The organism is Candidatus Neomarinimicrobiota bacterium (assembly GCA_041862535.1).
In the GTDB taxonomy this organism is placed as follows: domain Bacteria; phylum Fidelibacterota; class Marinisomatia; order SCGC-AAA003-L08; family TS1B11.
In genome coordinates, this window is sequence record JBGVTM010000147.1 from 1 (window position 1) to 4,402 (window position 4,402).

Here is a 4,402-nt window from a genome sequence, read left to right on the forward strand (position 1 = left end):
GTATTGGGTATCAAGGACATTCGCATATCTCCTCCATTCAATAAGGGCATTTTCCAAGTGCTTAACAGCTGCAGCCTTGTGCTTTCGGCCATTGAATTCCCGAAAGCGTTGCAGTTCCACGGCCCCGCGGATCTTATGGGCGTAATAGGCACCAAGATGGGCTTGAGCCCTGATATCACCGAGGGTCTCTCTGAGTTCTTGGTTGCCACCGTCAGTCATGCCGGTAAGAGTAGCGAGCGCTGTCTTTGCGTATTGTTCCAGATTGTCCGCTACCTGCAGGGGCGAAATGCCGGAATTATCGCCATTGACAAAATCGGGGATGGTGGTAAGGCCGCTTCCTTCCATGGTCTTGTTATCGATAAAATCGTTGACAGTATGGAAACCGTCGACGGTATTACCGAAACCGCTGCTGATGCAGGCCTCAACCCACCACATATAATCCCAGGATAACCAATGAAACTGGTTGACCAGGGGAATTACCCTAGAGGCCGACTGCCATGCGTTATAGAGGGCATTGGCATCAACATTTGGGAACCGGTTTTTGATCAAGCCCTTCAGCAGGTCCGTAGGGGTGTCCGGGTCATATCCCAGCCTGCCCCAGAGCAGGAATTTGTACCAGTGCTTTTCGTTCTCGAGCTGCCTGGGAAACTGGGGATTTTTGCTGAAGCTCTCGCGCCCCCAGCAATGCCGGTCGGAACCCATGTAGTACCCGGCGGTCAGACGGCCTGTCGGAAAGTTCAGGATGAACTGCCTTACATAGTCAGGATCGCCCCAGCGCAGGATATAGATGTCGTCGTTTCTGAGGTTCCACCAGGTTGACTTCGACTCGACCGCGGGTAGGTTTTCCAGAAAATCGTCCCAGAGCCACGGTGGTTTGGTTGTGGAATAAAGACGCGCCTTAACATACTTGTAGCTCAGGTCGTACCCGTCAGGAAGTCGGCTGAAATGGGACTCCATAGCATCATAGTCCGTTAGCCAGTAGCGGTGGATGAAATGAACCTTCCTTTCGGGATGTTCCTGTTTGAAGTCCATCACGCCTTTTCCATAGCTATCCCACAGCCAGTCCTCCTTTTCTGCTTGCTCCATTCTTACTTCTTTTCCATTAATCGCCCAATGCATTTTTTCCCCGGATGTTATGCCAAGGCCCGCCAGCCTTGGGTAGGTACGGAAGAGCGCTTTAGTCGACTGGCGTATGTAGTCTATGGTGATTTGGTTGTCCGGATGCCTGGATATACCGTATGCGCCAATGTCAAATTCCCCTTCATCATTGAGATCTCTGGGAACAATAGGTAGCAATTCAATATTCCAGACAAACCAGTATATTTCTATCCCTCTGTCGTACGCGTAATCCATTATCTTTCTCCAGAAGTCTATTTTTTCTGAATGGTCCATTTCCTTGATGAGGTTTCCGCTTTTATCATATACATCGTCCAGGGCTACATCCGGATAATCATCCAGCCTTACTAACGTGGGGAAGGGATGGCGATTCCACAGGGAGAGCACATTGTACCTTTGCCGGGCCAGTTGATCCAGGTATTCCTCCCAGAAGGCCCAATCCCACATATGTTTCACATTTTCCCGGGCCGCCGTTCCAGTGTCATCGAAGCTGGGCTGCCGGTCATCCAGAGGGATATTGAATTTAAGGCCGCGCTTGGCGATAAAGGGGCTTTGGTCTTCATTCTTCATATCTGCAAGTGACCCGGCAGCTACTATTTCCGCGATGTTTATTCCACCGTACATGGCGCCCACCCGGTCGCCGCCAATGGCCCAGTAACCTAGGTTCCCACTATTGTCAGTTATTCTTAGTGCATAATCTTGGACTCCCATATTACCCGTACTTTTACCGCACCGGTTTTGCAGTTGGTATAATACGGCCAAAGAGTTGTCCTTAGCAATTACGATATACCGTGGTTCAGGTGACGGGGGTAGATTGGCAATCGATTGCAGAGTAACAGGATTGTGTCCCTTAGAAATGAGGACTTTTTGCAAATCCTGAGCAGCAAAAACGATGGCAGCTTCATTTGGATCATGGTAAATACGGATAGGGGCACCTGGTTCTGCGGCAGGTGCAGGCTGTGGGCTGTCAGCATCAAGCTGTTTATTAGGATCAAAATCTTGGATGTTGGTTTGGGCATAAATCGCCGGGTAAATCACCCAGAAGATCAAGCTTAGCATCACTGAAAACCGGATTGGTTTGGATTTCATACAAACACCTATTCAATTATTATCGTGTTCCACAATGAGTCGCATTGATTAGACCGTGTATAAACATGGATACGTCCTATGATGCACGCTGCACCCAAATGAGTGTCACCGTGAGTTCATTTCACCAAACGATACCAGGGTAGACGGTCCAGGGGGGCATCGACTTTTAGAGTACAGGGACCAGTCACCCTGCTGCCGTCATCGCCCTGCCAGATGCCCTCGGGGAAGACAACCTCTCGGCTCCGGACGCCTTTTTCCAATACGGGAGCCACCAGGATCGACTCGCCCAACAAGAACTGGTCCTTAATGCCGGCGTAGCCCTGGTGCGGATAGCCGTACTCCAGGGCACGGACCATGGGCTCACCGGATCGCGAGGAAGCCCGGGCCAGGGCTAAAATCTCTGCGCCCATCTTTTCGTGCAGGAGTGCCATGTCACGACAGAGGGCCATGTTCTCCCTGCTGAGCACACGCCACGGCGCGACGGAGAACTGCATCATGGGCATGAGCGCCGAACACTGCGCGGAACGTACGATGAGTTCCTGATCCAAGGGCTTGTCGGGATCACCGTAGAAAAAGGAGTATTCACCGCCGCCGATCATATCCGGACAGATATAGGCGTAGCCCATCAAGCCCAGCGCCAGGGCATCCGGGATGAGCTGATGCAGATCCTCCCAGTTGTGGCTCTTGTCACGTAGACGCTGCGCTAAAGGTTGGCCGGCCAACTTCCAGCAAGCACGGTACTCATTGAGCTTGAAGGTCAGCCCCAGTTTCGCCCAGAGCTCGGAAAAGGCATTGGGACTGATGTCCTGTACGGCCTTGATGTTCTGATCGTGATAGGCCCGGGCATCGCCGGCATCGAGTTTGAAGCCGTCCACACCGTACTCCTCAACGAGATAGGCCAGGCGTTCCTGGAAATAGCGCACAGCCTCTGGATTCGTCAGATCCAGCGAGGCGCTGTAGCCGTTCCACCAGGAGCGGATATAGGTGCCACCGCGTCGGTCCTTGAGAAAATAGCCCTTCTTTCGCTGCAGGCGGAAGGTTTCGCAGTCTGGACTGAAGTAGGGGCATATCCAGAGCATGACTTTGAATCCCTGGGTGTGGAGCGTGTTGATCATGTCCTTGGGATTGGAGAAACGCCCCGGATGGAATTCCCAGACCCCGTAGTCCTCCTGCCAGTTATCATCGATCATGAGCACGCCCGCCGGAAATCCGTTGCCCAATATATCCCTGGCATACTTGCGGATGCGATCCTCGCGCTGATCGTATATGAGCTCGATCCACGTGTTGTACTGCGGCTTAACAAAGAGCAACTCGTCGGGAATCTGACCGGTGCTGGGGAAAAAGGTGCGACTGACATATCGGAAGGCTTCACGCAGGGTGTCCCCTGGCTTGCCTGTCTTGATGTCGCTATCGCGAGACTCAACCTTGAGTGTTCCATCCTTAAAAGTAAATTTGAATGGTTCCTCACACCAGACATAGCGCCCTCGGTCGGAAATAAGCAGAGGCTGAGCCTGATTGCCGCGTGTATCACCGTAAAGGTCCCTCTCGAAGTCCGCCGCACCAAAGGGCATGGTCCGACCGTCGGTCACACAACCACCCCAAAAGTTTTCACCCTCAAGCAAGGTTAAAACACGCATGTCCGCCAGACCGGGGACAGACAACACATTCAGCACCACCATTATGGATATGCAAGAATAGGTACGAATCATAAAAAGTCCTTTCAACAGTATATGATCTCTATTTTCATTTGACATCTCCTCTATGGGCTTGAGTTTACCACGTCGCTCGAAACGTTACCCGAACTTGCATTATCTGCCTGTGTATCACTCGGGCGTGGCCAAAGACTAAAACGTAGGACACGTCATCTGCTCCGATTTCCAGTCAGGACGCTTCTTCTGCTAGATAGTTCGTAACGCAGAGTCCTATCCTTCGACGGATCCGCAAAGCAGTCTGAGTCCAGATTAGTATTCTTCACTGTTCTGTTTACGCCAACCAAGCCAATGGGGTGATGTCCTCCGATTAAGTAGTTCCGAATGGCTAAACGCACTGCCGGCAACATACCTGCGGGATCGAGAATAGCCAAAGCCAAAATGTATTGACCTTGCGAAACATCGGGCGAGAGCATGAATGAGCCATGAATCTGATAGATCTTGGGTTCCACCTCATACAGTTGCTTATCTTTGTTCCAATTGTCTCC

The 4,402-nt window shown here is 51.7% G+C and carries 3 protein-coding genes; all 3 read right to left on the reverse strand.

Features of this window, described 5'->3' with window-relative positions; genetic code table 11:
• Positions 1–1,827 (reverse strand): carbohydrate-binding family 6 protein (locus ACETWG_05575; protein ID MFB0516058.1); only part of this gene is annotated, 1,827 nt, incomplete at its 3' end.
• A 494-nt stretch (positions 1,828–2,321) separates the two neighbouring features.
• Entirely contained in the window at positions 2,322–3,914 is a 1,593-nt protein-coding gene (locus ACETWG_05580; protein MFB0516059.1) for a glycoside hydrolase family 31 protein, read from the reverse strand.
• A gap of 152 nt (positions 3,915–4,066) precedes the next feature.
• A partial coding sequence (locus tag ACETWG_05585; protein MFB0516060.1) for a hypothetical protein occupies positions 4,067–4,402 on the reverse strand: 336 nt, incomplete at its 5' end.

What these genes read in the sequence shown, in the direction of transcription:
- ACETWG_05580 (MFB0516059.1), bottom strand. Translation starts at nt 3,914, where the DNA reads ATGATTCGTACCTATTCTTGCATATCCATAATGGTGGTGCTGAATGTG.